The sequence below is a fragment of the Anaerostipes caccae L1-92 genome (assembly GCF_014467075.1).
GTDB classification, from domain to species: domain Bacteria; phylum Bacillota; class Clostridia; order Lachnospirales; family Lachnospiraceae; genus Anaerostipes; species Anaerostipes caccae.
The window spans coordinates 1,673,864-1,700,349 of the sequence record NZ_AP023027.1; the positions used below are offsets into that span (position 1 = coordinate 1,673,864).

22 protein-coding genes are annotated in these 26,486 nt (G+C 44.2%); 18 read left to right on the forward strand and 4 right to left on the reverse strand.

The features are described from left to right. The first annotated feature begins 29 nt into the window (after positions 1 to 29). The 6 genes from ANCC_RS08235 to ANCC_RS08260 all read left to right on the forward strand — a co-directional run bounded on the left by ANCC_RS08235 (position 30) and on the right by ANCC_RS08260 (position 9,991). A complete protein-coding gene (locus tag ANCC_RS08235) occupies positions 30 to 971 on the forward strand; it encodes a sensor domain-containing diguanylate cyclase (protein ID WP_006567127.1) in 942 nt (313 codons plus the stop codon). Then, a complete protein-coding gene (locus tag ANCC_RS08240) occupies positions 944 to 3,316 on the forward strand; it encodes a sensor domain-containing diguanylate cyclase (RefSeq protein WP_006567126.1) in 2,373 nt (790 codons plus the stop codon). Before ANCC_RS08235 ends, ANCC_RS08240 begins: the two co-directional genes overlap by 28 nt. 154 nt (positions 3,317 to 3,470) lie before the next feature. Further along, a complete protein-coding gene (locus ANCC_RS08245; RefSeq protein WP_050754286.1) occupies positions 3,471 to 5,870 on the forward strand; it encodes a response regulator in 2,400 nt (799 codons plus the stop codon). Positions 5,871 to 5,960: 90 nt separating this feature from the next. Then, on the forward strand, positions 5,961 to 6,758 hold the full coding sequence (locus tag ANCC_RS08250) for a Cof-type HAD-IIB family hydrolase (RefSeq protein WP_006567124.1): 798 nt from the start codon (positions 5,961 to 5,963) through the stop codon (positions 6,756 to 6,758). Between the two features lie 5 nt (positions 6,759 to 6,763). After that, a complete protein-coding gene (locus tag ANCC_RS08255) occupies positions 6,764 to 7,504 on the forward strand; it encodes a YczE/YyaS/YitT family protein (protein WP_006567123.1) in 741 nt (246 codons plus the stop codon). Between the two features lie 63 nt (positions 7,505 to 7,567). After that, positions 7,568 to 9,991 (forward strand): C1 family peptidase, encoded by a 2,424-nt coding sequence (locus ANCC_RS08260; protein WP_006567122.1) that lies wholly within the window; start codon positions 7,568 to 7,570, stop codon positions 9,989 to 9,991. Positions 9,992 to 10,113: 122 nt separating this feature from the next. Here the strand turns inward: ANCC_RS08260 and trpB are convergent, their stop codons facing one another. Next, positions 10,114 to 11,328 carry a tryptophan synthase subunit beta gene (gene trpB / locus ANCC_RS08265; protein ID WP_006567121.1) on the reverse strand — a complete coding sequence of 405 codons (1,215 nt, stop codon included), beginning with the start codon at positions 11,326 to 11,328 and terminating at the stop codon, positions 10,114 to 10,116. 9 nt (positions 11,329 to 11,337) lie between these two features. After that, a complete protein-coding gene (locus tag ANCC_RS08270) occupies positions 11,338 to 13,257 on the reverse strand; it encodes a PfkB family carbohydrate kinase (protein ID WP_006567120.1) in 1,920 nt (639 codons plus the stop codon). Between the two features lie 281 nt (positions 13,258 to 13,538). On the opposite strand from ANCC_RS08270, the gene ANCC_RS08275 reads away from it, so the two are divergent. The 12 genes from ANCC_RS08275 to ANCC_RS08330 are packed head-to-tail and all read left to right on the forward strand — an operon-like array spanning position 13,539 to position 24,537. After that, positions 13,539 to 14,171, forward strand: a complete 633-nt coding sequence (locus ANCC_RS08275) for an ECF transporter S component (protein ID WP_039946611.1) — start codon at positions 13,539 to 13,541, stop codon at positions 14,169 to 14,171. Between the two features lie 29 nt (positions 14,172 to 14,200). Further along, positions 14,201 to 14,992, forward strand: a complete 792-nt coding sequence (locus tag ANCC_RS08280; RefSeq protein ID WP_006567117.1) for an energy-coupling factor transporter transmembrane component T — start codon at positions 14,201 to 14,203, stop codon at positions 14,990 to 14,992. A 16-nt stretch (positions 14,993 to 15,008) separates the two neighbouring features. Beyond that, on the forward strand, positions 15,009 to 15,863 hold the full coding sequence (locus tag ANCC_RS08285; protein ID WP_006567116.1) for an energy-coupling factor ABC transporter ATP-binding protein: 855 nt from the start codon (positions 15,009 to 15,011) through the stop codon (positions 15,861 to 15,863). Continuing rightward, positions 15,860 to 16,666 carry an energy-coupling factor ABC transporter ATP-binding protein gene (locus ANCC_RS08290; RefSeq protein WP_006567115.1) on the forward strand — a complete coding sequence of 269 codons (807 nt, stop codon included), beginning with the start codon at positions 15,860 to 15,862 and terminating at the stop codon, positions 16,664 to 16,666. Before ANCC_RS08285 ends, ANCC_RS08290 begins: the two co-directional genes overlap by 4 nt. Before the next feature lie 3 nt (positions 16,667 to 16,669). Further along, positions 16,670 to 17,371: a phosphoribosylanthranilate isomerase gene (locus ANCC_RS08295; RefSeq protein ID WP_006567114.1), complete on the forward strand. Its 702-nt coding sequence runs from the start codon at positions 16,670 to 16,672 to the stop codon at positions 17,369 to 17,371. Then, positions 17,364 to 18,326, forward strand: coding sequence for a carbohydrate kinase family protein (locus tag ANCC_RS08300; RefSeq protein ID WP_006567113.1), 963 nt, complete (start codon positions 17,364 to 17,366; stop codon positions 18,324 to 18,326). Before ANCC_RS08295 ends, ANCC_RS08300 begins: the two co-directional genes overlap by 8 nt. 13 nt (positions 18,327 to 18,339) lie before the next feature. After that, positions 18,340 to 19,311, forward strand: a complete 972-nt coding sequence (locus ANCC_RS08305) for a nucleoside hydrolase (RefSeq protein WP_006567112.1) — start codon at positions 18,340 to 18,342, stop codon at positions 19,309 to 19,311. An 11-nt stretch (positions 19,312 to 19,322) separates the two neighbouring features. Beyond that, a complete protein-coding gene (locus tag ANCC_RS08310) occupies positions 19,323 to 19,976 on the forward strand; it encodes an HAD family hydrolase (protein ID WP_233458247.1) in 654 nt (217 codons plus the stop codon). 3 nt (positions 19,977 to 19,979) lie between these two features. Continuing rightward, entirely contained in the window at positions 19,980 to 21,182 is a 1,203-nt protein-coding gene (locus ANCC_RS08315; protein ID WP_006567110.1) for an iron-containing alcohol dehydrogenase, read from the forward strand. 11 nt (positions 21,183 to 21,193) lie between these two features. Further along, positions 21,194 to 22,087 carry a ribokinase gene (locus ANCC_RS08320; RefSeq protein WP_009289744.1) on the forward strand — a complete coding sequence of 298 codons (894 nt, stop codon included), beginning with the start codon at positions 21,194 to 21,196 and terminating at the stop codon, positions 22,085 to 22,087. Positions 22,088 to 22,134: 47 nt separating this feature from the next. Further along, on the forward strand, positions 22,135 to 23,061 hold the full coding sequence (gene rihC / locus ANCC_RS08325; RefSeq protein WP_006567108.1) for a ribonucleoside hydrolase RihC: 927 nt from the start codon (positions 22,135 to 22,137) through the stop codon (positions 23,059 to 23,061). Positions 23,062 to 23,100: 39 nt separating this feature from the next. Continuing rightward, the gene (locus ANCC_RS08330; protein ID WP_006567107.1) at positions 23,101 to 24,537 is read left to right on the forward strand and encodes an MFS transporter; all 1,437 of its coding nucleotides are present in this window, start codon (positions 23,101 to 23,103) and stop codon (positions 24,535 to 24,537) included. Between the two features lie 104 nt (positions 24,538 to 24,641). Here ANCC_RS08330 and ANCC_RS08335 read toward each other — a convergent pair whose 3' ends face one another. Together ANCC_RS08335 and ANCC_RS08340 are read right to left on the reverse strand one after the other, a co-directional pair. Then, positions 24,642 to 25,385: a DeoR/GlpR family DNA-binding transcription regulator gene (locus tag ANCC_RS08335; protein ID WP_006567106.1), complete on the reverse strand. Its 744-nt coding sequence runs from the start codon at positions 25,383 to 25,385 to the stop codon at positions 24,642 to 24,644. A 113-nt stretch (positions 25,386 to 25,498) separates the two neighbouring features. Further along, on the reverse strand, positions 25,499 to 26,413 hold the full coding sequence (locus tag ANCC_RS08340) for a glycyl-radical enzyme activating protein (protein WP_006567105.1): 915 nt from the start codon (positions 26,411 to 26,413) through the stop codon (positions 25,499 to 25,501). Positions 26,414 to 26,486: the final 73 nt, after the last annotated feature.

The following is a 26,486-nucleotide window of genomic DNA, read 5'->3' on the forward strand; positions in this document are numbered from 1 at the left end:
GTATTATTTGAAATAAGGGGGAGACAAAGATGACACACAGAGAAAAGATCGGTTGTATGGCAGCAGATGGGTCCCCTATAGATTTGTCAGAAGCAATGATTTTCGAATGGGATATAGAACAAGACAGGATAACATGTACGCAGAGCAATGGAGTAGAAGTTTGTATCAGAGATGTGTGTTTTGACACAGACCAGGCTGACAGCACATTTCTTCGGATCCATCCGGAAGATATTCCGGCACTGGCTGAGTTCAGGAACCGGGTAAGACAGGGGAATCTATACTCTATGTCAGAATTCCGGTGGAAAGATTCTGAGGAAAGGTATACCTGGTGCAGAATCTATGCGATTATCCGCTATGACGGACAGAAAAAGCCTGTCAAGGCAGTTGGAAGTGTCTGGAATATTCAGAAGGAGAAACAAAGAATACAGAAATTGCGGTATCGGGCAGAAAAAGATGCTCTGACAGGGGTATATAACCGGGAAGAGACAGAGAAGAGGATAAAGCGTTATCTTGAGATGCACTCAGACAATCAGTGTGCTCTGTTTATGATTGATACAGATAACTTTAAACAGATCAATGATACAAAAGGACATATGCTGGGAGATGTGGTACTCACAGAAATGGCTTCGGGAATGAAAAAGCTCATGAGGGAAAGCGATATTGTGGGCAGGATCGGAGGAGATGAGTTCGCCATATTCATGAAGAATATTCCTTCATCACAGGCGGCTGAAAAAAGAGCGGGAGAGCTGTCGGAAATGTTCGCCCATTTGTTTGAAGATGAAAAACAGGAAGTCCAGGTGACCTGCAGTATTGGGATAGCCCTTTCACGGAGAATGGAAAGGATTTTAATTCCTTATACCGGTGTGCGGACCATGCTCTTTATCAGGCAAAAAAGCAGGGAAAAAGCAGATACGTACTGTATAACAAAGAGAAATCTTTCTGTGTGGATGAAGCAGAATATTCTTTTTTAGGCACGGCGATAGATTCGGAGAAGGAATTTTCAGACGGACCGGATAATCTGGCGCGCTATGTATTCCGAATTCTATATGATATGGAAGATATCGATGAGGCTGTTCAGATGATTCTTGAAATTGTAGGAAAGCAGTTTGATGTGAGCCGTGCATATGTTTTTGAAAGCAGTGAGGACGGAGAGTGCTGTTCCAATACATATGAGTGGTGCAACAACGGTATAGTTCCTGTAAAAGAAAAACTGCAGAATCTTGCGTACAGTCAGTTTGGAGATTACCAAAACCTGTTTAAAGACAATTCGGTTTTCTATTGCCGGGATATTCGTACATTGACACGGGAGCAGACAGAAATATTTGAGGCACAGGGCATAAGTTCAACTCTTCAGTGTGCCTTTTGGAATGAAAATAACCTGAGCGGATTCCTTGGATTCGATGAGTGCACGGGTGTCCGCCTGTGGACAAAAGACGAAGTAAATGCCCTGTCGCTGATCTCACAGATTTTGGCTACGTTTTTGCAAAAGAAAAAGATTTTAGAACGGAATGAGAAGATAGAACAAGAACTGCAGTTTGTCCGGGAGGCGGGATTCCCTGTTCGCTGCGATGATAATGACTGCCATATTGCAGCGGAGAAAAGTATTGTAGATTGTATCCATTGTCTTACTTCTTCTGGATATCTGGAAGATTCTATTGAATATGTATTGGAGATCATCAGAGAGTATTATCAGTCGGACCGCGTCTATATTATGGAAATAGAAGAAGAGCGCGGCATTGCCCGCAATACATATGAAATTTGTGCTAAGGGTGTGGAACCTCAGATAACATTTCTGCAGAATATTCCTATCGAGGCGGCAGTATTCTGGCTTAAAGGATTTGAAACCAGGGATTATATAAGAATAGAGAACATTGAAAATCTGGGAGAGGACCGGAGTCTGGAATACGAAATATTAAAAGAACAGGGGATTCAGAGTCTTCTTGCTGTCCCTCTGTATGTTAAAGGGATGATAAAAGGATTTCTGGGGATTGATGATGCCAAAAGATATAAGAATAACATTCGTTATCTGAGAGAACTCTCCTATTTCCTTGAAAATGAAATAGCAAAAAACGCTTTGAAAAGCAAACTGGAACAGATGAGCTATCAGGACTCTATGACCGGTCTGGAAAACCGGAACAGTTATACACAATACTGCGGAGACTTTTTGGAAGACAGACCGGTCCCGGCAGGGGTTATCTTTATGGATATCAATGGGCTTAAGATCATGAATGATAAGAAGGGTCATATGTATGGGGATATTCTGATCGGATATATCGCAAACAAAATGAAACAGTTTTTTCCGGAGGGCAGGAAATTCCGCCTCAGCGGAGATGAGTTTCTGATCGTGACAGAAAGGATTGAATACAGTAAATTCAGAACAATGCTCAGTGCCATGGAAAAAAGCCTGTCTGAAGACGGCCGGTGTATTGTTTCAGTTGGAACATCGTGGAGCGATGTACAGGAAGACCTGCCGGAACTGGTGAATAAAGCAGAACGGCTCATGGCCATTAATAAACATGATTATTACAGAGAAAATAAGAATATTGCCGCAGAGAAAGTACCATTATTAAGAGAACTTTTGGGATCGATTGTAAAGAAAGAGTTTTTAGTATATCTGCAGCCTAAGCTGCATGTAAAAACAGGACAGATAGACAGTGCTGAAGTATTAGTACGGTACAGAGAAAAAGACGGGTCTATCGTATCACCGTTTAAATTTGTTCCACTGCTGGAAAGTGAGGGACTGATTTCCTATATCGATTTTTTTGTCATGGAAGAAGCGTGCAGACTGCTTACAAAGTGGAAAAACACCAGCCTGTCTGATATGAAACTTGCACTAAATTTTTCTAGAATTACATTATTTGACGACCATTTTTTTGAAAACTTCTGTAAGATTTTCGGGAAATACGATTTAAAACCGGACCAGCTTGAACTGGAGATCACAGAGACTCAGGAGACATTGAACAAAAAACAGATGGCCTATCTTCTTAAGCAGCTGAAGAATTATGGTTTTTGTATTGCTTTAGATGATTTTGGAGTAGAATACTCTTCCTATGAATTTTTGATGATGGCAAGTTTTGATATATTGAAGATCGACAAAGGAATTATACAAAAATATCAAAAGTCAGACAAGGGAGATATTTTGGTAAAACATATTATTCAAATGAGTCATGCGATCGGAATTCAGTGCTGCGCAGAAGGGGTGGAGACAGAGGAACAATTTGAGTTTATGAAAAAGGCAGGCTGCGATTATATCCAGGGATACCTGATCGATAAACCGGCTGCAGCAGGACAGTTCGAAGCAAAATATATAAAATAACAAAACATAGCCGCAGACAGAGAATGATTTTCGGCATCTGTGGATTTTGGGAATCTGTTGTAAACAGAGGAACACTTTGCTATAATCAGGATATATAATATGAACAAGGTGGGGTTTGAGCAAGAAAGAGACCGGCTTATTGAAGGAGAGGGTTATGACAGATCGGAAAATAGAGCTGCCGTCAGAAGGAGGCAGTGTGGAGCAGAACAGGAGTCAGGAAAAGAAAGCAGAATACTTTAAATGGATGCTGGATGAGTATGTGGGGAATATTTATATCTCAGATATTGATTCCTATGAGCTTCTGTATCTCAATAAGACTTCCTGTGATACCTTATGCCTTCCGAAAGAACAGCTGATAGGAAGAAAATGTTATGAAGTGATTCAGGGAAGGACATCTCCCTGTCCTTTCTGCAATAATGACTGTCTCACGGAGGATGAATTCTATGAATGGGAATTCTACAATCCGGTTTTGAAACGTTCGTTTCTGATCAAAAACCGTATTATTGACTGGGAAGGGCATAGGGCACGGATTGAACTGTCTAATGATAATCTGAGTCCGGAATATAAACTGGAGAAAAGAGACAGGGAAAGAGAAGCCATTATACGGACAATACCCGGCGGATTTGCCCGGGTGGATGCCGAGGATTTAAGAACGGTTATCTGGTATGGCGGAGGGTTTCTGCAGATGATCGGCTATACTGAGGAACAGTTTGAAAATGAACTTCAGTCTAAATGCGACTATGTGCATCCGGATGACATAGAACGCACGGTGGAGATCATGGAAAAATCCAGAGAGACCGGTGAAGATACAGCGGCAGAGGGGCGTATTGTAACCCGGGACGGAAAGATTAAAATCCTCACAATGACCTTCAGTTATGTCAGCGCGAAAGACAGCTGGGACGGGAAAGATTCTTTCTACAGCATTGGGATTGATATTACAAAGGAGAGAGAAGAGCAGGAACGGCAAAAAACGGCACTGCAGGACGCATATCAGGCAGCGAGAGTAGCAAATGCAGCCAAGACAAACTTTCTTTCTTCTATGTCTCATGATATACGGACACCGATGAATGCCATTATGGGCATGGCGGCCATCGCACAGGCAAATCTGGAATGTCCGGACAAGATACAGGACTGCCTGAATAAGATCAACACTTCAAGCAGGCATCTGCTCAGTCTCATCAATGAAGTTTTGGATATGTCTAAAATTGAGAGCGGAAAGATAAATATTTCGTTAGAGCAGATCAGTCTGCCCGACATGATTGGGGCAGTTATGGATATGTGCCTGCCGTTAATTAATGGAAAGCATCAGCAGTTTCAGATGAGTATCGGACATGTAAACCATGAACATGTGATTGCGGACGGTGACCGTCTCCGCCAGGTCCTGATGAACCTGATTTCGAATGCTGTAAAATATACGCCGGAAGGCGGAACGATTACGCTGCGTATCAATGAGCAGTATTCACCGAATCCAAAGAAAAGTCAGTATGAATTTATTTGTATTGACACAGGAATTGGAATATCAGAAGAATTTCTGCCGCACATTTTTGAGCCTTTTTCAAGGGCAGAGGATTCCAGAATCAGTAAAATTCAGGGCACAGGCCTGGGAATGGCAATTACAGAGAATATCGTCCGTATGATGAATGGGACGATCAGTGTGGAGAGCAAGATTGGTACAGGAAGTAAGTTTACGGTATCTGTCCCGCTTGAAATCTGCGGGGAAGAAGAGGTATGCACAGAAGAACTATCCGGCCGGCCGGTACTGGTAGTGGATGATGACCGGATGACATGCGAGAGCGCTGCTGCACTTTTAGTTGAATTAGGCATGCGGGGAGAATGGGTGCTGTCCGGGAAAGAGGCGGTCAGCAGAGTTGTAGAGGCACATAACGCGGCGGAGGACTTCTTTGCAGTGATATTGGACTGGAAAATGCCGGAGATGGACGGGCTGGAGGCCACAAAAGCGATACGGGAAAATTTAGGCGGGCATGTGCCGATTATTGTGATATCTGCTTATGATTATTCCGAAATTGAAGAACAGTTTTTAGAGGCGGGCGCCGACGCATTTATAACGAAACCTCTGTTTAAGTCGAAGATTCTTCAGGTACTTCAATTGTTTGTCTCTGTGGACAAAGAAGACGATACAGGAGACAATGAGGAGGAAAAACAGACAGGAATAGAAGGGAAGAGGGTGCTTCTGGTTGAGGACAATGATATTAACAGAGAAATTGTCATAGAACTCCTGGAAATGAATCATGTGCATGTAGACTCAGCCGGAAACGGACAGCTCGGTAAAGAAGCTTTCGAGGCATCTGCACCGGGTGATTACAGTGCTATTCTAATGGATATTCAAATGCCGGTTATGAACGGGTATGATGCAACAGCTGCCATACGAAGCATGGAGAGAGACGATGCCCGCAAAATCCCGATCATAGCGTTGACGGCAAATGCGTTCACTGCTGATGCGGCAATGGGCTATAGTGCAGGGATGAATGATTACCTTGCAAAACCTGTAGATATTGAGCGCTTATTAGACGTGCTGCAAAAATGGATTGATTAGGATTCGGGTCAGAACTTCGTATTGAATTTATTTTTAAACATAGTACAATAAAAGAGTAATACATCATGTTTTGTTTAGAAAAGAGGATTTATGAAAAAGTACAAAGGGATCGTTTTCTTTGATTATGACGGAACGACCGTGGACGATACAGATAATATTAGAAAAGCAACCCAAAAGACAATAGAATCTCTCGGAAGACTAAAGGAAAACGGGTATCTGACGATGCTGTGTTCGGGGCGCAGCAAACGTTTTCTGGAAGCGGATATCGATAAATTTGAGGGAGCTATCACCTGCAACGGGTCCTATACGGAAGTCGGCGGACAGGTTGTCAGTGATATTCACATTTCTGAAGAGGCGATGCAGAAGGTCATTTCCGGATATTTTTCAGAAGATACGGCTCTGCATATGGAGACACAGGATGTTACATATTATATGCACTATGATCAGCCGTTTTACCATGATTTCCGGAACTTTCTTGGATTTCCGGAACGCTGGTTCGCACCGTGGGAGACAAGAAAGGGAGAGAATATTACGAAAATCGTGATAAATTACAACAGGGAAGAGCTGATGGATGAAATACAGACGGAATTTGAAGGGGAGCTGCAGTGTGTGAAACCTTTTGAAGATATGAATATTTTAGATATTATGTCAAGAGGGATCACCAAGGGAAATGCTATTATAAATCTCATGGACCGGTATGGAATCAGCAAAAAAGACTGTTATGCCTTCGGCGATTCCGATAACGACATCGAGATGCTTGAGGCTGTAGGAACCGGCATTGTGATGGGGCGGCACAGCAGGGCAGCAGGAAAAGCGGCTGACATGCTGACGGGCACCGTAAGAGAAGAAGGCATCACAATGGCGCTGGAATCAATAGGACTGATATAAGCCTTATGAAGAAATCGAATTTGTTCAGGGGAATTTTTTATGCGGCGGGGCTTTTTATACTGGCTCTGGGGATTACTTTAAATACAAAAACAGGCCTGGGTGTATCGCCGATCATATCAGTTTCATACAGTATTTCAGCTATATGGAACCTCAATTTCGGAAATATGACGCTGGTTCTCTATGGAATCTTCGTGGCTGCTGAAATGCTTCTTCATACCATCAGAAATAAACGGAGCATGAAGAGGGAAAGCACCATACTTGTACACGCAAATAAGGTCGATTTAAAGCTGGTGCTTCTTATGGACTTGCTGCAGTTTCCGCTGAGTCTGGTTTTTACACGATTTTTAAATGTTTTTTCAGCATGGATACCTGATCTTTCCTCGCTTAGTCCGGACAGCTTTGCCGGAAGTTCTTTAGGGAGGTTTACATTCCTGGCCATTGCGGTGGTTTTGACCGGGATCGGTGCGGCCATGTCTTTAAACATGCGGGTAATTCCAAATCCCGGAGATGGAATTGTACAGGCAATTGCGGACTGTGTCGGGAAGGAAACCGGACTTGTGAAGAACTGCTTTGACATATTAAACATCTCCGTTACGGCTATGACAGGCATGATTTTTGCGGGGAAAATCGTCGGGATTGGCATTGGAACGGTGGCCGCAGTGATCGGAGTCGGACGAACGATTTCAATATTCAACCATTTTGTCAGGGAGAAAATGGACACGCTGGCGGGGATGCAGGCAAGATAACAAAAGTTTAAGGGGTAAAGTTAAGAGTTCTGTCCCTGCAGGAAGCGGGGGAGGGGAGGCAGTATGAAAAAGCTGTTTGTTTTTTTAATGTCACTTTGTTTATTTTTCAGTCAGCTGACTTTGCCGGAAGCAAAAGAAAAATCTTCCGGGGAAGGGGAAAGTCATTATCATACAGTAGATTATGAAGTATCTGAGTCGAAGACAAAAAATGTCCGGTTCCGTTCGCGGAATGTTCTTCCGAAATCCTATGATGCCAGGACAGAAAATTATATAACCAGTGTAAAAAATCAGAGTCCGTTCGGAGGCTGCTGGGCGTTTTCTGCCATATCTGCGGCTGAGACCAGTGCTTTAAAAAACGGTTTGGCAGCTGACAAATCAGAAATTGATCTGTCAGAACTGCAGCTGGCCTATTTCTTTTATCACAGGGTCAACGATCCGCTGGGAAATACAGAGGGAGACCAAAATATAATAGTGGGAAAAAATGCAGGGCAGCCGGATGGTTATCTTCAAAACGGCGGAAACAACTGGTATACTGCAATGAGCTTGTCACAGTGGCCTGGACCTGTTGATGAAAGTAAAGCTCCCTATGTAAATGACAAAAATAATTATCCTAAATTTTTGGATGCAGATCTTAACTATCTAAATACTGAATATGCAATGAAAGATGCTGTTTTTCTTCCTGCTCAGGATACAGAAGGGATGAAACAGGCGATTATCACAAATGGATCGGTCAGTGCCTCTTATGCATCGGAAGGAATGGGTGCTTTAGATAAGTATTTTTACAGTGGGAGTGATAAAGCAGACCATGCTGTTACCATTGTCGGATATGATGACAGCATTTCAAGAGAATTGTTTGGAGATCAGAAGCCGCAGAAGGATGGAGCGTGGATCGTAAAAAACAGCTGGAGCAGCAGAGCAGGCGATGGGGGATATTTTTATCTTTCCTATGATCAGCCTTTAAATTCTGTTGTAGCTTATAATTATATGGCAGCAGACCAATATGACAATAATTATTTTTATGATGGATCTGTCGGTATGCAGAGGCTCAAAACCAGAGGGGGAAGTCTGACTGCAGCCAATGTTTTTCAAGCTAAGAGCGGAAGCGGGAAATATCCTGAATTTTTGGAGGCGGTTTCTGTGGGGATTGCTGGTGCAGACACCAATTACAGTGTCCAGGTTTATACGGACTTGAAGGATGTTTCTGATCCGTACAGCGGAACCAAAGCCTTGGCACAGCCGGTTACCGGTTTTGAGCCCTATGAAGGGATCTATACGATTGAGCTGCCTGATAAAATAAAATTAAGCCAGGGAAGTCATTTTTCTGTTGTTATAACATTAAAAAATAAATCCGAGAACTCTGGCAGTATTTTTGTGGCAAAAAGCGAGGCTGGCAGCTGGATATCTGCGGAGGAGAAAACTGCACCGCAGCAAAGCTTTTTATTTGACGGCAGCGGATGGTATGATACGCATGCTTCTGAGTTTTGTAACCGTATTAAAGCATTTACTGAATTGAACCATGAGTCTTTGAAGGAGCAGGCACGCAGAATTACAGCCGTCCAAATCGAAAAGATATCTTCTGCTATTTATAATGGAAAGAAACAGACTCCCGCTGTTATTGTAAAGGACGATACTGCAGCGTTGAAAGAAGGCACGGATTACACACTGACTTACAGCAACAATATTAATGCAGGTCAGGCATCTGTGACAATTAAAGGGATAGGGAACTATACAGGAACCGCTGCCAGAAATTTTACGATTGTTCCGGCGGATATAAATAAATTGAATTACGGCAGTACCGGCACCAAGATCTATAATGGAAAACCACAATATCCGGATATGCGAGTGACAAATGCCGGAATTGTTTTAAAGAAAGGAACAGATTATACCTTATCCTACAACAATAATACCAACGCGGGTACGGCAGCTGTAACAGTTACGGGAAAGGGGAATTACACTGGTCGTGCTGTTAAACATTTTATAATTTCCAGGCGGGGTGTGAATACTTTAAGCACTGGCGGGATTTCGAACCGTACTTATACCGGAAGAATTATAAAACCGTCTGTGACAGTGAAATATGGATCGAAAACTTTGAGACAGAACACGGATTATACCTTAAGCTATGGAAAAAACAAGAATACCGGGAAAGCCACAGTGAAGGTGACAGGGAAAGGCAATTATACCGGAACCGTTACAAAATCATTTTATATTGTTCCGAAGAAGACAAAGATCACCTATGCTAGATCCAAAAAGTCAAAGAAGCTGACTTTAAAATATAAGAAAATGACAGGAGCAAGCGGATATCAGATCGCATACCGGAAAAAAGGAACAAAATCTTATAAGTATAAAAGAACTTCCAAGCGTTCTTATACATTGTCTAAGCTTTCCGGGAAAAAATCTTATCAGGTTAAAGTGCGCGCTTATAAAACGGTCGGGAAAACAAAATATTACGGAAGTTACAGTCCGCAGAAGACAGTTCGTATCCGCTGAGAAATGCAGGCAGAAGAACTCGCAAAACCAGAGACGGGAAACCGCCCTGTGACCAAAGATGGTCACAGGGCGGTTTCCTGATTTATGATTGCAGCAAACAGATTGTAGCTGAGCGGAAAAACTTATAAATACTTTTCTCCGTACCCATAGTTTTCTACGACATAGTCAATATCCTTGTCTCCCCGGCCGCTCAGACAAACGAGGATAGAACCTTTCTTCATTTCCTGTGCTTTCTTCGTTGCATAGGCAACCGCATGGGAACTCTCAATGGCCGGAATGATCCCCTCATAGCGGGAAAGTTCAAAAAATGCTTTCATGGCGGCTTCATCGTCTGCCGTCTCATAGGAAACCCGTCCTAAATCATTTAGGAATGCGTGCTCCGGGCCGACAGAGGGATAGTCAAGTCCGCTGGCGATAGAGTAGACCGGAGCGGGCTCTCCATCTCTGTCTTTCAGCATGATGCTTTCAAATCCGTGCATGACTCCTTTTTCTCCATAAGTCATAGATGCGGCGTGATCACCTAAGGCTGAGCCCCGGCCCAGCGGTTCCACGCCCACGATGTCTACCGGCTCATCGACAAAGGGAATGAACATGCCGATGGAATTGCTGCCTCCTCCGACGCAGGCGCAGACTACATCGGGCAGCAGCCCTGTCATCTCTATAAACTGCTCTTTCGCCTCATATCCTACAACAGACTGAAAGTCACGGACCATCAGCGGGAATGGGTGAGGACCCAGGGCAGATCCGATACAGTAAATAGAATCCTTATAGTTTTTTGCGTAAGAATCAAATGCAGAATCAACGGCTTCTTTTAAAGTTTTTAATCCGTGTGTAACGGGAACGACGTTTGCACCGAGAATTTTCATGCGGGTCACATTTGGAGCCTGTTTTGCAATATCCACTTCTCCCATATGTATTTCACACTCCAGTCCGAAAAATGCCGCCGCCGTTGCGAGAGCCACGCCGTGCTGACCGGCTCCGGTCTCGGCGATCAGACGTTTCTTTCCCATGAATTTTGCCAGAAGGCCTTCTCCCATGCAGTGATTCAGCTTGTGGGCGCCGGTATGATTTAAATCTTCCCGTTTCAGATAGATCTGGCAGTTTCCGTACATATTCGAGAGCCGTTCACAGTGATAGACCGGTGTGGGTCTTCCCTGAAATTCTCTGCGGATTCTCCGGAGTTCATTGATAAACTGGGATGAGTGGCAGATCGTCTGGTAAGCCTCTGAAATTTCTTCAAAGGCGGGTTTTAACTCATCCGAAAGATAAGCGCCGCCGTAAGGGCCGAAACGTCCTTCCTGATCAGGGTAGTTTCTTAAATAAGTTCTGTAATCCATAATTTCCTCCTATCGGTATGATGATTTACGTTCTTTAATCAAAGATTTTTCTTTCTGAATAATATAAGTTTCCAGGCTGCGTTTATCAATAAGGGACGGAACAACACCTTCCCGGGAGATACAAAAACCTGCGGCATAGGTGGCAATCCGGACGGCTTCTTCCAGTGAATATCCATACAGGAGATAAGCGGCCAGAGCGCTGATAAAGGCATCGCTGGCACCGGTATTATCAACAGACGGAAATGGAACTGCCGGAAAATGTTTTTCCAGATCCGCAGTCCGGACATAACAGCCGTTTTCACCAAGGGTGACAATGATGGTTTCTATGCCGTATTCCAATAAGGCAGCAGTCTTTTCCTGAAGGGTTGACTGGGCCGGGCATATTTCGTTCAGTTCCTCCTCATTCGGGACTAAAATATCGACTCCGGAAAGTACTTCTGACGGAATAAATCCGCAGACAGAGGGCTTCAGGATTGTTTTGGCTCCGCATTCATGTGCAATACGGCATGCTTCTGCCACGGTATCCAGCGGGATTTCTGACTGGATCAAACAGTAACCGGTATTTTTAAAGAAACGTTTTCGCTTCCGGATATCCTCCGGGGTCAGAATGTTGTTTGCGCCGGAGAGGATAGAGATCATGGAGTGTCCGCTGGACTCTACAAAAATAAATGCTTGTCCTGTCTTTTCCTGATTACACCGCTTCACTCCAAAAGATTCTACACCATATTCTTTAAGAGCGTTGTATACAGAGGCAGAATCAATATCAGAACCGACATTGCCGATCAGTGTTACGCGGTGTCCCAGCTTCGCCGCTCCGATGGACTGATTGATGCCTTTTCCGCCGGGATAAACAAAGGAAGTGGAGCTGCTGACAGTTTTTCCGCTGTGAGGCAGCTGCGGTACATTCAGGTAGGTATCAATGTTGATACTGCCGACCACTGTGATCTTGGGAACGTTTAAGTTAAATGGGACACTGACTGTGATCTCGTTATCCAGATGAAAATCCTGGACAAAAGAATGTGGCTTGTCCGTGCGTTTTTCAATCTCTGTAATGATTTTATTGCATAAATAAGAACCAAAATCAGCATTCAGCATGGTATAAGTGGAAATCTCGGATATATTGGGAAAAGCAAGGTTCTCCATCGTGTCATTTTTTAAGGAAATGAGGGAGATGTCTTCGGGGATCCTATAGCTTAATGTATTCATAAGCTGATAAAATTCCAGTGATTTCCGGTAATGAGAAGAGATGATCCCGCTGATACTGTGAGTGTTTACTTTATGTATCAGAGATTCATCCAGATCATAAAAAATCAAATCTTTATCCAGTTTCATATGATTGTCGAACAAACATTTTTTATATCCGTTTAAAAAGGCAGAAGTACGGCGCCCTTCTTTTAAGATACAGGCAATACTGCGGTGCTTTCTGCTGATCAATTCCTGAGTGATCCGGTAGGCAGCTTCTTCATAAGGAATCATGTGCGAATTATCACCGCCGTTGGGCCCAATGGTCATGAGCGGGATGTTCATGTCCTGAAAGTGAGAGGTACGGGAGAGGCTTTCTTTGCTTACAGGCTCCCAGATAATACCGTCAACGTTGTTTTTGCACAATGAAGTAATGTTTTTAAGCTCCTGTTCCATGTCGGAGTAACTGTTATATACAAGGGCGCTGTACCCATTTTGCTGGGCGGTCTGTATGATCCCGTCCAGCGTAGAATCCAGAGAAACAGAAGACCGGAGCAGGATGCCGAGGATCCATGTCTTTGCAGGGGAAGCGGTGGCAGCTGCATAGGGAGTGTAATTATACTCCCTTACGATCTTCAGCACCCGTTCCCTTGTTTCGCTGCTGATGCTTTCATCTTTTTGATTGACTATTTTTGAAACGGTTGAGGCAGAGACACCTGCCAGCTGTGCGATTTCCTTTATGTTCATAAAATTCCTCCAACTTTATACTACATTCCATAATAGACAAAGAAATAATATATGTCAATATAGCCAAATGTGCAAAATAGACAATGAACGGATCGAAAAAACAAAAAAAGTAACATTATATGATAAAAATGTTGACAAATGAATAGAGCAGTGATAAATTTTAAATAAAGAAAATGATTTCGGAAAATAGTTTCCTAGAATTATTATTGAGTTTTCTCTCGCTATTTCCGTCACGCTTTAAAATGCGTTCCAACTTATTTATGAAAAAGGAGGATGAAGTTATGAGAAAGAAAAAAATGACATTTGCAGAAGGGATCAGAGCTCAGTTTTCCACAAAGTCGCTGGTATTGATCCCAATCGCAGTCGGAATCAACCTGATTGGCGGGACCCTGTGCTCTGCATTAAAGCTGCCGCTGTTTCTGGATATGATCGGGACGATCGTTGTTGCGTGTTTATCAGGAATATGGGTATCTGCCCTCTGCGGACTGCTGACCAATGTATTCCTGGCACTGGTGGCAAATCCTGTTTATCTGCCCTATTCCATCGTCAGCGTTTTGTGTGCGGTAGTCACCGGATATATGGTGAAAAAAGGTTTTTTCAAGAATGTTTGGGGAGCTGTTCTGACATGGCTAGCATGTACGCTGACCAACACCATTTCCGCCTCAGTGATCACAATTTTCGTTTACGGAGGGTCAGCCGGCGTGACAGGAACTTCAGTACTGACCGTAACGCTGATCGCAGCTACGAAAAACATTATAACTTCGGTATTATCCACCTCCATGCTTGAAAATCTGATCGATAAAGGGATTACATTCTTCATTGCGTTTATCCTTATACAGAAGATCCCGAAGAGATTCCTGAGTCAGTATGCGGCGGATACAGACGATGACGATGAGGAAGACGATGAAGATTAAAATGCAAGTCCGCTTAAGGGAGGTTTAGCATGGCAAAGACATCAAACACATTTATTTCAAAACATACGGTGATCGAAGAGCTGAATCCCATGACAAAGATCTTTGCAGTCTTTTCTCTGGGGCTTGGGTCGCTGATCTTTCCGGGATCATGGCTTGGTCTGGCCGTCATCATAGGATTATTTGTGACAGCCTGTCTTGCCGGGATACTGAAGGAATTTGCAAAGATCATGTTTGGGTTCGGAGTGCCGGTTGCAGTTATGCTTTTGTTTATCCAGGGATGTTATCATCCAGGAAACGTGACAGTGATTGCGGATCTGGGGTTTGCGAAAGTTGGATTGGAGGGCGTTCTCTATGCACTGAAGATCATAAGCACACTTCTGGTCTTTCTGGGAGCATTTTATATTATGAACAAGACAACCTATCCCGGGAAACTGGTAGCAGCGCTTACAAAGAGCGGTCTGCCGCCGAAAGCCGGATATTTAGTATTGGCAAGTCTTAATGTAGTTCCCCAGATGCAGAGAAGAATGGCAGTGATCCAGGAGGCGCAGGAAGCAAGAGGGGTAGAAACCGGAGGAACTATATTTGCCAGGGTAAAAGCTTACATACCGCTGTTGGGACCAGTTGTCATGTCCTCTCTGACCGATGCTCAGGAAAGGGGTATGACGCTGGAGACCAGAGGGTTTGGAATGAAAGGCGTAAAGCAGACGAGTTACGTGGAAGTCAGAACAACGAAGAGAGATAAAGCTGTAAATATTTTCCTGGCCTTATTTTTTATTATCACAGCAGCAGTTACAGTTTTGATGAAGATGAACCTGATATAAAAGAAGAGGAGAACAAATGGGCAGGATAGTATTAGAGGTCAAAGATTTTTCTTTTAAGTACAGGCAGACAAAAAGGAAAGCGCTGAAAAAGATCAGCTTTCAGGTGGAAGAAGGAAGTTTTTTGTGCATCATAGGCTCCAACGGATCAGGGAAATCTACGCTCTGTAACGCGCTGGTCGGTTTGATTCCTCATTATTTTGCTGGGAAAATGTCCGGTCAGGTGATTGTGGACGGAGTGAGTACCGAGGAAAGTACGATTGCAGAGCTTTCACCGAAGATCGGACTGGTATTCCAGAATCCTTTTAACCAGCTTTCCTATACCGCCGGGACAGTGGCGGAGGAGCTGGCATACGGACTTGGCAACAGGGGAATACCGAGGGAACAGATGGCTGAGAAAGTCGATTATGTATCAAAACTCATGAGGATTGACCATATTCTTTCTAAAAATCCTCTGGAATTGTCCGGAGGGCAAGTACAGAGGGTGGCATTCGGTTCTGCATTTATCATGGAACCTGAAATTTTGGTTTTAGATGAATGTACCACCCAGCTGGACCCGTCAGGAAGTGAGGAGATCTTTGATATTGTAAAAGATCTGAATAAGAAAGGAATCACGGTCATTATGGTGGATCATGATATGGAGAGGGTTGCAAGATGTGCGGACAAGATTCTGGTTTTGGATCAGGGAGAAGCCGCCGCTATAGACGAACCTAAGAAAATTTTTGGAAATCCGGAGATTGTAAAAAGGGGGATCGGAGTCCCTGATTATGTGAAACTCTCCCAGGCGCTTAAGGAAAAACATTATACGGAACGGGAAATAGAAATTACCGAGGGACCGACCATAGAAATGGTGAAGGAGGTTCTGAAAATATGAAGATTGAGTTAAAAAAACTCCGCTATGTGTATCCTTCAGGGGATGAAGCTCTGAAGGGAATTAATTTGGAGATTGAAGGAACGGATCCGGTCGCGGTCATAGGACAGAACGGAGCCGGGAAGACCACAGTCGTAAAGCACTTTAACGGAATTTTGAGACCTTCATCAGGAGAAGTGCTGATCAATGACGAGAGTATTGAAAAACGGTCCACAGCACAGTGGTCAAAGGAGGTTGGATACGTATTCCAGAATCCGGATGACCAGTTGTTTCTGGAATCTGTAAGGAAAGAATTTGAATTCGGACCAAAGCAGATCGGGATGACGCAGAAAGAGATCGACAAGAGAGTGGAGTGGACCGCTGACCTTGTAGGATTATCTGAGAAATTGGATCTGCATCCATTGGATCTGACTTTGGCGGAGAAGAAGTTCTGTACCATTGGTGCGGTCATCATGATGGATCCCGGGGTACTGATCTTTGATGAACCTACCTGCGGGCAGGATGTGCAGGGAAATCTAAGGCTGCACAGGATTATTCAGACATTGAAAGAGAGAGGGAAATTATGTATTACCATTTCTCATGATATGAAATTTGTAGTTGAGAATTTTAAGCGCATCATTGTGATGTGCAGAGGGGAGGTGATCCTGGACGGCAGGGCTGAAGATGTGTTTGCGCAAGTTGAAACCTTAAAGAAGAGTTTTGTTGCGCCTCCGCCGATTACAAAAGTGGCACAGGGGGCGGGATTTACAAAGACAGTTTTTACAACAGAAGCATTTATGGAAGCATTAGAAGAAAGGATGGTTTAGGAAATGGCAGATGTAATTATTCAAATTTATGGGATCAGAACAGTAGAGGATGCACGGATGGTCGTGGAGATGGGAGGACATCACCTTGGAGTGTCTTATGGAAAGATCAAGAGAACCCCGGGTCAGCTCTCATGTGAACGCGCCAGAGAAATTTTTGAAGGCGTGCAGCCGGAAGCAGTCAGGATTGGTCTGACAGTATCAGAAGACATTGACGAGATTACAGAAGACTTAAAAGAGGCTATGCCGGATGTGATGCATTTATCAGGCGATATTGAGGGCATTACCCCGGCCCAGGTACAGGAACTTAAAAACAGATTCCCGGGACTTAAGATTATGCAGGCGATTCCTGTTCTTGCGGGGGTGCCTCTTGAAGAGCAGAAAGTTATGCAGTACATCAAAGATTATGAACCGGTAGCGGATTTCTTCCTGATTGATACAAAAGCGCCGTCAGCAGGCGATATCGGAGCAACGGGACTTACCCATGACCAGCTGATCGACAAAGCTATCATCGAAAGCACGGATGTACCTTGTATTATCGCTGGAGGACTGGATGCAGACAATGTGGCAGAAGCTATCCATATCACACATCCGTACGGAGTAGACTCCTTTACGATGACAAACTATGACGATGAGCGTGCAGACACAGAACGCTGCAAAGATCCGGCCAGAGTAAAAGCATTTATCGAGGCAGCACAGAATGCCTGATGTAATCGTTGTCGGCGATGCGACCGTTGACATTATCGTACCTTATCCGAGATTTCTGAATGAAGAACGGACACTGGTTGATTATCCGGAACCGTCCCTTCAGGGGGGCGGGACCTCTGCCAACACGGCAGTGGCTCTGGCAAGGCTTGGAGTCGGAACAAGTTTTATCGGTTCCATCGGAGAAGATCAGTATGGAAGGTACGTGAAAAGTGATCTTCAAAAAGAAGGCGTAAATATATCCGATATGATCATTGAGCCGGAGTTGAATACAGTCGGTGTGTTTGCGTTTATTGACGAAAACGGAGAACGCTATCTCTGGGGATGGCCCAGGGTGGATCAGGCATTTAAAGTGCTGGATGCAGATAAAGTATCGTTTGAAAAAGTACGGAAAGCGGACTGGGTACATTCATCAGGAATGTCATTGGCGTATGATACCTCTGCCCGCCACACGGTGATCAAGATTTTTAAAGAAGCATATGAAGCGGGAGTTCCTACTTCATTCGATCTGAACCTGAGAGTGGATGACGGTGTTTTGGATCCGGAATATGAGAAGGCGGTGCGTGAGATTATCAAATATACGGCGTATCTGCTGGGATCCGGTACCGATGAATTTGCTTATCTTGGGGAAGAGAAAGATTGGAGAAGGAATGCCAGGTCCTTCGTATCTGAAGGCCGTGTGGTGATCGTGAGAAATGGAAAAGAAGGTTCTTATGGATTTTCTGCACAAGAGGAAACAGCAGCGCCTGCATTTTCGGTCAAAGTAGAAGATACGGTTGGAGCGGGGGATGTCTATAATGCCGGATTTATCCGTGCAGTACTGGAGGGCAGACCGCTTAAGGAGTGCCTGGTCGCAGGAAATGCAGTATCCGGGTATACCGTGACAAAAAAGGGTGCCAGAACTGCTCCTGATACAGAGCAGTTACAAAAGTTTTTAGAAGAACATCAAGCAGAGTAAAGGAGAATCAGTTATGAAAAAAGTGATTTTAGATTGCGATCCGGGGCATGATGACGCGTTTGCCATGATGCTGGCAGTACAGAATTTAGATGTGCTTGGAATTACCACGATCGGCGGTAACTGTACTTTAGAGAATGTGACAAAGAATGCCCTGAAGGTGCTGGAAGTGTTGGGAAGAACTGATATTCCTGTTTTTGCGGGACATTCCTGCCCTACAACCGTACCTCTTGTAACCGCACCGCAGTTTCATGGTGAAACTGGGCTGGACGGTCCGGTTCTTCCGGAGCCAACTGCCAAAGCACAGGATCAACATGCAGTTGATTTTATTGTGGAAACTGTGATGAACACAGATGATGTCACTCTGATCGCCACAGGCCCGCTGACAAACATTGCAGCAGCTATTAACCGTGAGCCCAAAATTGTGGAGCGTGTCAAAGAATTAAGTATCATGGGCGGTTCTGTGACTTACGGCAACTGGACCCCGGCAGCAGAATTTAATATTTATGTAGACCCGGAAGCAGCCTACCGTGTATTTAACTCAGGAATGCATATTAAAATGTCAGGAATTAATCTGACCAGGCAGTGTTGTCTGACAGCAGAGCATGTGGCCAAATTCCGTGAAATCGGAACGAAAGCAGCACATTTTGCGGCAGATCTGACAGAATTCTTCATCGATACAACCATTAAGAGTGCATCTCTTTCAGGGGCCAATATGCACGATGCCTGTGCGGTGGCATGGCTGATCGACCCGTCTCTGATCAAAGCGGCTGATATGCACATCGACATTGAATTAAAAGGTGAGCTTACCAGGGGAATGACAGTATGTGATTATCGTCATTTAAGAGGAGTAGAGCCTGCTGTGGATCTGTGCAGAGAGCCGCAGATGGATTTCAGAGGAGAAGCGCCAAACGCTGAGGCAGCCCTGGAATTAGACTTTCCGGGATTTATGGATCTGCTGTATAAGACGCTTAAAAACTATAACTGATGAAGTATCAGATGGTCTTATGGGACTTTGACGGCACTCTGGCTTATACTGGCAGGGATGTATGGATTACTTTGGAACATGCCGCAGCGAAATGCGGCGGCAGGCTGCCCAAAGAGTTTACCGGCAGGGACAGTAATCTTGGAAAAACGGTGAAAGAAGTTTTTCATCAGATCATTCCAAAGCCGGAAGAAGAGAAATATGAGATGTTTGAGGAAGTGGTAAGAGTACATTACCGTACGCTCAACGATTACCAGAATACATATCTCTATCCCGGAATCCGCCAACTGCTTTTGAAAACCAGGGCAGCAGGAATGATCCATTTTATCATTACCATGAAACCGCAGGAAGCATTGGAAAAGATCCTTAAGCAAAAAGACTGGAAAGCATTGTTCGACGGCTGGATATCTCCGGATTCTTTCCCGGGGGCTGAACGAACAAAAAGTGAGATGATCACCGATGTAATGCGCAAGTCAGGATTGGAGGCAAGTCAGTATGTCTATATCGGGGACACATGGAGTGATGTGGATGCTGCATGTGAAAATGGAATTGACTGTATTGGGGTGACATACGGAGACGGAGATACAAAACAGCTTTGTGCCCGCAAACCTAAATACTGTGCACAGGATGTTTCAGAAATAGAAAAAATTATAAAAGAAGGTGTGTAAAAGATGCTCAAGGATTTTAACTTATGTATTGATACCAAATTTGTTTTTGGAAAAGATGCGCAAAATCAGATTGGAAGCGAATTAAAGCAGATGGGGATCCGAAAAGTTTTGATCCACCATGACGATGGAAAATTTTTGTACGATACCGGACTTTTGGATCAGGTGAAGGAACAGCTTAAAAAAGAAGGAATCGAAACGCTGGAACTTGGCGGGGTCCTGCCGAATCCAAGACTGTCTCTTGTAAAAGAAGGAATTTTTCTGGCAAAGGAAGAACATGCAGATATGGTACTGGCGATTGGCGGAGGAAGCGTGATTGATTCTGCCAAGGCGATCGGGCTGGGAGCAGTGACGGATATAGATGTATGGGACTTTTTTACGGGAACAGAAGTGCCCAAAAAGTCTCTGCCCACAGGCGTGATCCTTACCTGCCCGGCAACCGGAAGTGAATCCAGTGAAGTAAGTGTAATAAACAATACTGAGATTGGAATGAAACTTTTGGTCAGCAATCCGATCCTGCGTCCGGCAATCGCGTTTATGAATCCGGAATTGACCTGTTCGCTGCCAAAGTTTTTGACTGCATGCGGTGTTGTGGATATGTTTTCCCATGTATGTGAGAGATATTTCTCACCGGATGGGGAGATTGGAGTGATCGACCGGATGTCAGAAGGAATCCTGAAAACCTTGGTTGAGGTTGGGCCTAAAGTTCTCGCAGATCCGGACAATTATTCTTACCGCGCAGAGATCATGTGGATCGGAACGATAGCACATAACGATACCGTCGGCATTGGCCGAATCCAGGACTGGGCAACCCATGAAATCGGAAATGAATTAAGTGCTCTGTATGATACGCCGCATGGCGCCACACTTTCTATTATTATGGGATCCTGGATGCGGTATGTATATAAGGAAGACCCTAAACGGTTTGCCCGCTATGCGAAAGAAGTATTTGGAGTGGATTGGAACGGAGACAATACATTGGAGGCAGCGTATAAAGGGATTCTGAAAACAGAAGAGTTTTTCCGGAGCATGGGAATGCCGGTATCATTTGAGGACTTCAGGATTCCTACAGATGAAGTGGAAAAGATGCTTGACCAGATCGCTTTCCGCGGTGAAGATGACAGCATTGGAGGCATAAAAAGACTGAATCGGGATGACTGCCGCAGCATTTATAAGATGGCATTTTCATTTCGAAAAACTGACGAGTGAGTGAGGGTAATATGAAAATACTTAATTTTGGTTCTTTAAATATTGATTATGTTTACAGCGTAAGCCATTTTGTAGAAAAGGGAGAGACGATCTCCTCTAATACGCTGGATGTGTTTCCGGGAGGGAAAGGACTTAACCAGTCCATTGCGCTCGGCAGAGCAGGGGGAGATGTTTATCATGCAGGAATCATCGGGGAAGACGGAAGGTTTTTAAGCGAACTTCTCTGTGATGCAGAGGTTGATACCCGCTATCTGAGGATCAGTGAGGATGTCAGGACTGGAAATGCAGTGATTCAGAAAGACCGGAAGGGAGATAACTGTATTATTTTGTACGGCGGTGCAAATCAAGCGGTCACAAAAGAGATGGCGGATCAGGTTCTCAGGGAATTTCACGAAGGGGACTGCCTGATCCTGCAAAATGAAATCAGTGAGATTCCGTATATTGTAGAAAAAGCACATGAAAGGGGAATGCAGATTGTTCTGAATCCATCTCCAATGGATGAAAAGATTTTTGATATTAATCTAAATCACATTGACTGTTTCATTCTAAATGAAGTGGAAGCGCGTACACTGGTTCAGTCAGATGCAGATCAGGATGTTTTACTAAAACAGCTTACACAACGGTTTCCTCATGCTGAAATCGTTCTTACTCTTGGAGAAAACGGTTCGATGTATGCGGGAACAGAAGGAGTGGCAGAGCAGAAAGCATATAAAGTGGAAACGGTAGATACCACCGCGGCAGGAGATACCTTCACCGGCTATTATATGGCTGCAAGACTGCAGGGGCAAACTGTGAAAAAAGCACTTCACATGGCTTCGAAAGCATCTGCGATCGCGGTCTCTATGGAAGGTGCGGCGCCGTCTATCCCGAAAAAGGATGAGGTAGAGCGGTTTGAGGAAGACTAAGAAAAAGCGGATTTACTGTTTATGCTAATTATACTAGGAGGAACACCATGGAAACAAGAAAAATAATCATTGATACGGATCCGGGGATCGATGATGCGGCGGCAATTTCAGTCATGCTGTCCGAGCCGTCCCTGGATGTGAAGCTGATCGCCAGTGTATCAGGAAATGTTGGTATTGAACACACCACAAACAATGCATTAAAGCTGCTGACATTTCTGAAAAAGGATGTCCCGGTGGCAAAAGGTGCAGCGGCTCCTCTTTTAAGGGACAACAGATTTGCAACAAATGCGCATGGAAAATCCGGTATGGGAGGGTTTGAATTTCCTGAACCTAACAAGGAGCTTTTGTTAAAAGAAAATGCAGTTCTGAGCGAATATCGGGTGCTGATGGAGTCAGAAGAGAAGGTAACGATCCTCACGCTTGGTCCGCTGACCAATATCGCTCTGCTGATCTCGACGTTTCCTGAGGTCAAAGAAAAAATCCAGGAAATCGTTACTATGGGCGGTTCTACAGAAAGAGGGAACATAGGCATTTATGGAGAGTTTAATGTAACCATTGATCCGGAAGCGGCGAAAATCGTATTTCGTTCCGGCATTCCGATCACCATGGTTGGATTAGATATTGGAAGAAAGGCCAGACTTACAGTGGAAGACCTTGAGAAACTGGAAGAGAGCGGAGAGACGGGAAGAATGATCAGTTCCCTGTTCCGTTCTTATGACGGCGGCCATGTGGAAGAGGGAGTTAAGATGTATGATCCTTCTGCGGCCATGTATCTGATGGAGCCGGAACTGTTTGAAACAAAAGACGCTTTTATCGATGTGGAAATCTCCAGCCCGCTTACCATGGGTGCCACAGCGGTAGATTTTGACGGTACATTAAGTGAAACAAAGAACGCTGCAGTGTGTGTGGATGTGGATGCAGAACGTTTCCGCAGACGATATGTGAAGAGAGTCGCAGACACGGAATGTAAATAAACAATATGAAAAACATTATTGAAAGGTATGGTATAAAAAATGTCTAATACAAATATAAAAACAACAGGTATCCCGGTACCTGCGGAAGGAACACCAGAATTTGAAAAAATGAACCGTATGGCAAAGCGTGCAATCCCATTGGTGCTGATCATCTTTATTTTTGGTATTCTTGAGCAGCAGGCATTCGGAATGATCTTTGTAAATATCGGTCAGCAGCTGGGAACACCGGAACTTGCATCCCTGATCACATCCCTTCCGGGTATTGCTCTCGGTATTGTCTGTGTTATCTACGGATCTCTGGGTGACTTTGTATCTCTAAAGAAAATGACCCTTTTAGGAACTATTGTATTTGCTGTTGGCTCTGCGATTGGATTCCTTCTGGGGCCAGTGAGCATCTGGGCGGTTGTAGCGGCGCGTATGCTTCAGTCTATAGGCGGTCAGGTGGCAGGATCTGTATTCCTGGTCCTTGTGTCCAAATACATTTCTCAGAAAGAGCGTGTAGTTTATTACGGTATTTTTGTGGCAGTATTCAGATTTTCAGCGGCCCTCGGTGTAGTAGCAGCCGGATATGTAACAAAAATTGACTGGAGATGGATGTTTGCGATCCCGATGATCTCTGTTATATTTCTTCCGGCGCTTTCAAAGAACCTTCCGGATGAACACGCAAAAGGCGCTAAGATTGACGGCTGGGGCTTCACTTTAATCGGTGCTTTTGCAGGTGCCATCACAATGTTCTTTACTGACATGAATATGCTCTGGACCGTTGCAACCGTTGTAACTCTGGTAGCCTTTATCGTGTACATCAACAAAGCAGAAGACCCGATCATTACCCCGGCATTCTTAAAGAATCCAGCATTTGTGGCAACTATGGTAGTTATCTTCGTAGGTTACTTCTTCAGCTATACACTGAACGCCGGTGTAAATGCCATTGGACTTGAGGTGTTTGGTATTGATTCTGCTCAGGTTTCCAACCTGCTTGTATGGTCTATCCTCCTGGCGGCAGTACTTGGATTCGTGTGCGGACCGGTCATCAAAAAAATCGGGCGTTCTGCAGCGATCATTATGGCTCTTTCAGCCATGGGACTCGGACTGATTGCCATTGCGTTTGCGATTCCTTACGGTAAATATGCAGCACTGGCGGCAGCACCATGTATCTACTACTTCGGAACATCTTTCTTCTACTCACCGATCGTAGACACGGCAACACTTACGGTATCGCCGGAAGAGTCAGGGCGTGTCCTGGGAATCAATGACCTTGTACAGGCGATCACGGGATCTGTCGGTGTGGCAGTCTTTGGACAGCTCATGTCAAAGGGTGCAATGTCAGGAGGAAGTATTGCAGGCGTTGAAGCGGGAGCTGCATCTACCTATGCGAATGTATTCCTGGTAGGCGGTGTTATTGTTCTTGCAGCATTGGTGATCTTTATCGTAACAAAGAAAATGATCTACAGCCGCTCAAGAAAAGATGACGAATAAATTCAATAAGTAAGTAAAAAAAGAAAAACAGAACGGAAAATATCAAAAATATTTTCCGTTCTGTTTTTTTGAATCTTATTGGAGACAGCAAGCAGGAGAACTGGTCAAAATGTTACTTTGATTCCCTTGCTCTCCAGCTCTGACTTGGAAGCCTCAGAAATTTGATCATCGGTAATCACTGTCTTGACCTGTTCTTTTAGGTTGAGAGGGACAATTCCGTGTTTAGAAAATTTGTCACTTTCTGTTAATACGACAACCTGACCGGCCTGCAGGGCCATATCCCGTACAGCCTGTGCCCGCATCTGGTCACGATTGGTAAAGCCGGCTTTGGGAGTATAACCGTCTGTTCCGATAAAAAATAAATCTACAAGAAAATTTTCTACACAGGGACGAATCATCGGGCCTACCATGACCTGGGAATCCTGCTGATAAATGCCGCCTAAGAGAATGATCTGAAAGTTTGATTTTCCCCTGATATGGTCTGCGATAAAAGCACTGTTGGTAATAATCGTCAAATCTTTTTTGGAAGAGGCCAGCTCATCTGCCAAGAGAGCACAGCAGCTGCCGCTTTCGATCATAACCGTATCGCCGTCACAGATCAATTCGGCCGCTTTCTTGGCGATTTTTCGTTTTGCTTCATAATGGTAGGCGATTCTCCCGTTAATATCGTCCGTGCTGCATAAGAGTGCAAATCCGTGTTCACGCTTTATGATTCCTTTGTTTTCCAGTTCATCTAAGTCCTTTCTGACAGTAACCTGGGAAACACCAAGTTGTTCGGAAAGCTGTGATACTTCAATTTTATTTTTTTGGGTGAGAAGCTCCAAAATCTTATTTGTCCTGTTTTTCATATGATGACTCCGTTCGTATGTTGTAGCATTGTGATATTTTACTTTGTTTCCTAGTATACCACAAATAAAGATTCAATCAATGAGGTAAAGTTACGAATGAAAGAACATGCTGCTTAAAAAAATGCAAGAATCCCGCAATCAATCATTGTTTGAAGATAATCCTGCAAATCCTCCCTGTGCATAGACGGTATATCATGGTAATCATACGCCTGACCCAATAAATCATATTTGTTTTCACCGAACTGATGAAAAGGAAGCAGCTGACACTTATCTGCTCCGGCTTTCAGCAGGGTGTCTGCCAGCCTGGCGGCATCTTCAAAGGAGTCGTTGAATCCCGGGATCACAGGAATTCTTGGGAGGACTTCTTTTCCTGCTTGGATGGCGTGCTTCATATTAAATAGAGGAAGATCATTGGATACACCGGTGCCCTCTTTGTGTTTTGCGGTATTCCAATGTTTCATATCAAATAGTATGTAATCAAGATGTTTTATTACGCCGTTAAAGATTTCCGGATCAGCAAATCCTGTTGTCTCACAGCAAGTATGCAGTCCATTTTCCTTAGAGGCAAGCAGCAGTTCAGCGGCAAATTCGGGCTGGGAAAGGAATTCACCGCCGGAAAGAGTAATGCCGCCGCCGCTTTCTTCATAAAAATCTTTATCCTGCAGCACTACATTAAGGACTTCCTGTACTGTCTTGGTTTCCCCTTCTGATTTTAATGCTTTACCGGGACATTCGAGTACACATTGTCTGCATCCGATGCATTTCTCTGCATGAACGCGGATGTGGTCCTGAATCAAAGAAATTGCTTTGGACGGACATACATCTATGCAGTGATGACACCCAATACATTTTTTTTGATCCCATAGAATCTGGATCTCTGAAAGCTGGCTTTCGGGATTTGAACACCAGCGGCAGTGCATAGGGCAGCCTTTAAAAAAAACAACCGTTCGGATGCCTGGACCGTCATTGACACTAAATTTTTGAATATTAAAAACAACACCTGTTTTTTTATAATCTGCTTTTTTCATAGTAATCTCCTTTGCTGACTAAATCATAACATATTTGTTTCGATTTGAAAATAAAAACTTTCAAATGAAAGAA

Bases quoted from the DNA above. Each gene is read 5' to 3' on its own strand.
- ANCC_RS08235 (WP_006567127.1), top strand. From the start codon at position 30: ATGACACACAGAGAAAAGATCGGTTGTATGGCAGCAGATGGGTCCCCT.
- ANCC_RS08245 (WP_050754286.1), top strand. From the start codon at position 3,471: ATGACAGATCGGAAAATAGAGCTGCCGTCAGAAGGAGGCAGTGTGGAG.
- ANCC_RS08250 (WP_006567124.1), top strand. From the start codon at position 5,961: ATGAAAAAGTACAAAGGGATCGTTTTCTTTGATTATGACGGAACGACC.
- ANCC_RS08255 (WP_006567123.1), top strand. From the start codon at position 6,764: ATGAAGAAATCGAATTTGTTCAGGGGAATTTTTTATGCGGCGGGGCTT.
- ANCC_RS08260 (WP_006567122.1), top strand. From the start codon at position 7,568: ATGAAAAAGCTGTTTGTTTTTTTAATGTCACTTTGTTTATTTTTCAGT.
- trpB (WP_006567121.1), bottom strand. From the start codon at position 11,328: ATGGATTACAGAACTTATTTAAGAAACTACCCTGATCAGGAAGGACGT.
- ANCC_RS08270 (WP_006567120.1), bottom strand. From the start codon at position 13,257: ATGAACATAAAGGAAATCGCACAGCTGGCAGGTGTCTCTGCCTCAACC.
- ANCC_RS08275 (WP_039946611.1), top strand. From the start codon at position 13,539: ATGAGAAAGAAAAAAATGACATTTGCAGAAGGGATCAGAGCTCAGTTT.
- ANCC_RS08280 (WP_006567117.1), top strand. From the start codon at position 14,201: ATGGCAAAGACATCAAACACATTTATTTCAAAACATACGGTGATCGAA.
- ANCC_RS08285 (WP_006567116.1), top strand. From the start codon at position 15,009: ATGGGCAGGATAGTATTAGAGGTCAAAGATTTTTCTTTTAAGTACAGG.
- ANCC_RS08290 (WP_006567115.1), top strand. From the start codon at position 15,860: ATGAAGATTGAGTTAAAAAAACTCCGCTATGTGTATCCTTCAGGGGAT.
- ANCC_RS08295 (WP_006567114.1), top strand. From the start codon at position 16,670: ATGGCAGATGTAATTATTCAAATTTATGGGATCAGAACAGTAGAGGAT.
- ANCC_RS08300 (WP_006567113.1), top strand. From the start codon at position 17,364: ATGCCTGATGTAATCGTTGTCGGCGATGCGACCGTTGACATTATCGTA.
- ANCC_RS08305 (WP_006567112.1), top strand. From the start codon at position 18,340: ATGAAAAAAGTGATTTTAGATTGCGATCCGGGGCATGATGACGCGTTT.
- ANCC_RS08310 (WP_233458247.1), top strand. From the start codon at position 19,323: ATGGTCTTATGGGACTTTGACGGCACTCTGGCTTATACTGGCAGGGAT.
- ANCC_RS08315 (WP_006567110.1), top strand. From the start codon at position 19,980: ATGCTCAAGGATTTTAACTTATGTATTGATACCAAATTTGTTTTTGGA.
- ANCC_RS08320 (WP_009289744.1), top strand. From the start codon at position 21,194: ATGAAAATACTTAATTTTGGTTCTTTAAATATTGATTATGTTTACAGC.
- rihC (WP_006567108.1), top strand. From the start codon at position 22,135: ATGGAAACAAGAAAAATAATCATTGATACGGATCCGGGGATCGATGAT.
- ANCC_RS08330 (WP_006567107.1), top strand. From the start codon at position 23,101: ATGTCTAATACAAATATAAAAACAACAGGTATCCCGGTACCTGCGGAA.
- ANCC_RS08335 (WP_006567106.1), bottom strand. From the start codon at position 25,385: ATGAAAAACAGGACAAATAAGATTTTGGAGCTTCTCACCCAAAAAAAT.
- ANCC_RS08340 (WP_006567105.1), bottom strand. From the start codon at position 26,413: ATGAAAAAAGCAGATTATAAAAAAACAGGTGTTGTTTTTAATATTCAA.